Here is a 2,815-nt window from a genome sequence, read left to right on the forward strand (position 1 = left end):
GGAGCGGCCGCCGCCGGCGTGGCGGCCTGTTCCGCCATCGCGGCAGCCCAGTCGTCCTGCGGCTTCAGACCGTCGGCTTGCGTGGGCGGGTTGGCGCGGGATTGTTCGGCGAGCGCGTCGGCCCAGTCGTCGGCCGGGGACGAGCCAGTGCCGGGCTCGTTCTTGTCAGTCATGGTCAGAGGCCTCGTTGGGTTCTGTATCGTGGGTAAACAGGTTTTGTACGCGCAGGGCGTATTGGCCGTTGAAGACGCCGTAGCCGCATTCCATCAGCGGCACGCCGTCGACGTGAGCGATGACGGTTTCGGGCACGTCCACCGGAAGGATGTCGCCGACCTTCAGGCTCATCAGTTCGCGGATCGACGACGGGATGCGGGCAAATTCCGCGACCACGTCGATGTCGGCGCTGCGCACCTGGCGCGACAGCTGCTGCGACCAGCGCTGATCCACTTCCTCGAGCGTCGTTTCCTGCAACGGGCGCGTCAGCAGATCGCGCACCGGCTCGATCATCGAGTAGGGCAGGCAGATGTTCAGGTCGCCGCCGGTCGCGCCGAATTCAATGTGGAACGAGGAGACGACCACCACTTCGTTGTTGCCGGTGATGCTGGCGAACTTGGTGTGCATCTCCGAACGGACGTACTCGAACTCGATCGGGTAGACCGGATCCCAGGACTTGCCGTAGCTTTCCAGGGTCAGGTTGAGCAGGCGCCGGATGATGCGCTGTTCGGTGGTGGTGAAGTCCCGGCCCTCGACCCGCGTGTGGTAGCGGCCATCGCCGCCGAACAGGCTGTCGATGACCAGGAACACCAGATTCGGGTCGTAGGTGAAGAGCGCTGTGCCGCGCAGCGGCTTCATCTGAATCATGTTCAGATTGCTGGGAACCGGCAGGTTGCGCTCGAAGTCCGCGTACTTCTGGATCTTGATCGAGCCGACGGTGATGTCGGCGCTGCGGCGCATGAAGTTCAGCAGAACGTTGCGCATGTTGCGCGCAAAGCGTTCGTTGATGAGCTCCAGCGTCTGCATGCGGCGGCGTACGACGCGCTCGGGCGAGCTCAAGTCGTAGGCGCGCGCGCCGGCGTTCTGGCCGTCGGATTCCTTTTTACTATCGCTCTCGCCGGTGACGCCGGCCAGCAGCGCATCGACTTCGTCCTGCGAAAGAAACGCCTCGTAGGCCATGCTTATTGCACCACGAACGCCGTGAACAGTACGTCGGTCACGTACTGGCCGTCAGGCAGGGGCGAGAAGGGACGGTTCACTGCCTGCTTGATGGCCGCGACCATGTCGTTCTTGCCTTGCTGCGTCTGCACGGCGGTGGGCGACTGCGACGACAGCACCATCAGGATGCGGCTGCGCACTTCGGGCATGTACTTTTCAAGGCGCGTGCGGGTCTGTTCGTCGCTCACGCGCAGGGTCAGGCCGACGTGCATGATGCGTTCCGTGTCCGCGTTCTGCAGCGTGACCGTGAAGGCTTCGATCGGCACGAAGATGGGCGCGGGCACGGCGATCGGGGTGGCGGACGGCGCGACGAAGGTCGTCGGCGTGGCCTGCGGGCCTTGGCCGGGCTGGCCTTGCACGCCGCCGGCCTGACCGGGCTGACCCGGCTGGCCGGGTTGGCCGCCAGGCACCTGGCCCACGCCAAGCTGCACCGGGGCGCCGCCTTGCGGCTGCTGCAGGCGCTGCGTGATGAACCAGGTCGCGCCGGCGCTGGCCGCGGCAACCAGCAGCAGCACCAGGATCGCCAGCAGCGGCCGAAGGATGCGGCCAATGCCGCCGGAGGACTTCGCGTCGCGCGCCGGCGCGGGAATGGGTTTGATAGTCGCCATCTGGAGTTCGATGCGTGTTTGCCGCTGGTGAAAACGGATTCTTAGTGGATGAAAGCATTCTGCCCGAATTCACGCCGCCGCTTGGAGGCGAAAAACAGGGCGAAAGCCGCGTATCTCAAGCTATTGCTGCACCGCCCGCATCCGTTGCCGGGCGCGGGCTGCCGGATCATTACGCGAACGTGTCGACCAATGCGTTGGCGTTGCGCGACACCGTCACCGCGGGCTGCGCGGACTCTGCCACGCCGTCCGCGCCGACGGCATTGCCGCCTTGCTGACGCTGCGAGCCGCTGCCGTTCTGCTGCGCGAATTCCTGCTGCGCGGCCTGTTCACCAACGCTGGTCTGGCCCAGCGAGATGCCGGCCTGGGCGAGCGCTTGCTGCAACTGCGGAATCGCCACTTCGATCGCCTGGCGCACGGAGGCGTGCGCCGACACGAACGAGGCGCTGGCCACGCCATCGGCCAGGTTCAGGCTGACGCGCAGCGGGCCCAGGTCCGGCGGATCCAGGCGCAATTCCGCCGTCTGCATGCCCTGGCGCACGTTGTTGCTCATCATGACCATCTGCTGGCCAAGCTCGGTGCCCCAGTGGGTGGCGCCGACGGGCGTGGCCACTTGCAGCACGACGGGAACGACCGGCTGCGCGAGAGCGGCCTGGTTGACGACCGGCAGGGCCTGCCGCTGAGTGGCGGCGGCAAGCGCCGCGCCAAGCGCCTCGTGCGGCGTGGCGCCATGCTGCGGCGCCTGGAATTGCGGGGTCGTGCCGGCCAGCAGATCGGGCTGATCTTCGTCGGCGACGTGGGTCTGCGGCGCGGGCGCGGCAGTGTCCGCGGGCGTCTCGCGCGCGACGCGCGGCAGCGGCAGGTCGGCAGCCACCTTGGGCGCCTCGGCCTTGACCGTCGCCTTGGGATCGGCAGGCGCCTGGGCAGCGGGCGCGGAACCCGGCTTGACCGCGGCGGTGAGGACCGGCAGCGCGGCTTCGGCGTCGCGGGCGATCTGG

General features: G+C 67.5%; 3 protein-coding genes and 1 pseudogene. All 4 read right to left on the minus strand.

Features of this window, described 5'->3' with window-relative positions:
* Positions 1-173 (minus strand): annotated as a pseudogene (locus HV786_RS27415) (flagellar motor switch protein FliN); the annotation flags it as partial.
* On the minus strand, positions 166-1,173 hold the full coding sequence (fliM, locus tag HV786_RS27160; RefSeq protein ID WP_056316666.1) for a flagellar motor switch protein FliM: 1,008 nt from the start codon (positions 1,171-1,173) through the stop codon (positions 166-168). The gene fliM and the pseudogene HV786_RS27415, both read right to left, overlap by 8 nt.
* Before the next feature lie 2 nt (positions 1,174-1,175).
* The gene (gene fliL, locus HV786_RS27165; RefSeq protein ID WP_056316670.1) at positions 1,176-1,820 is read right to left on the minus strand and encodes a flagellar basal body-associated protein FliL; all 645 of its coding nucleotides are present in this window, start codon (positions 1,818-1,820) and stop codon (positions 1,176-1,178) included.
* 169 nt (positions 1,821-1,989) lie between these two features.
* Positions 1,990-2,815, minus strand: an 826-nt coding sequence (locus HV786_RS27420) for a flagellar hook-length control protein FliK (RefSeq protein WP_254599528.1), incomplete at its 5' end; no start/stop codon positions are given.

This window comes from Achromobacter mucicolens (assembly GCF_902859725.1).
Classification (GTDB): Bacteria; Pseudomonadota; Gammaproteobacteria; order Burkholderiales; family Burkholderiaceae_B; genus Achromobacter; species Achromobacter mucicolens.

What these genes read in the sequence shown, in the direction of transcription:
- fliM (WP_056316666.1), bottom strand. Translation starts at nt 1,173, where the DNA reads ATGGCCTACGAGGCGTTTCTTTCGCAGGACGAAGTCGATGCGCTGCTG.
- fliL (WP_056316670.1), bottom strand. Translation starts at nt 1,820, where the DNA reads ATGGCGACTATCAAACCCATTCCCGCGCCGGCGCGCGACGCGAAGTCC.